This is a genomic window from Streptomyces sp. SP18BB07, from assembly GCF_036322545.1.
Taxonomy (GTDB): Bacteria; Actinomycetota; Actinomycetes; order Streptomycetales; family Streptomycetaceae; genus Streptomyces; species Streptomyces deccanensis.
The window spans coordinates 1-429 of sequence record NZ_JAQYWT010000313.1 but is presented as its reverse complement, the minus strand read 5'-3'; the positions used below and the strand labels follow the sequence as shown (position 1 = coordinate 429).

Annotated in this window: 1 pseudogene; it reads right to left on the bottom strand. The window is 74.6% G+C overall.

The window, feature by feature from the left end:
• Positions 1-267: 267 nt before the first annotated feature.
• Positions 268-429 (bottom strand): annotated as a pseudogene (locus PUR53_RS20945) (carbohydrate esterase); the annotation flags it as partial.

Here is a 429-nt window from a genome sequence, read left to right as displayed (position 1 = left end):
GCTGGTGGCCGAGGGGCGGACGAGAGCGGAGTAGAACGCCTGGTGCGCCACGACCGGAACCGGGGCGCCCAAGGTTTTCTCGGGGAGGGGGTGGTGCGTGTCGGGTGCGGATCCGGTGATGCTTATAGCGCAGTTCGCGGCGCCCCTGCTATACCGGGCCGCGGGGACCAGCGCGAGCCGCCTCCCCGGCGCCGCACCCGACACGCACCCCCCCCGCCCCGCGAAAACCTGGGGCGCCCCGGGTCCGGTCGGGGCGCCCCAGGCGTTCTACTCCGCTCTCGTCCGCCCCTCGGGCCCCAGCCCCTGGGCGACGAGGGCGTCAAGGCCGTGGTCGGCGGAGACCGTCGCTCCGTGCACGGACGTGTGGGGGTTGTCCCGCGTCTCGGTGGAGAGGTACAGCGCCTTCGACCCCGCCGTGCCCCACGACTC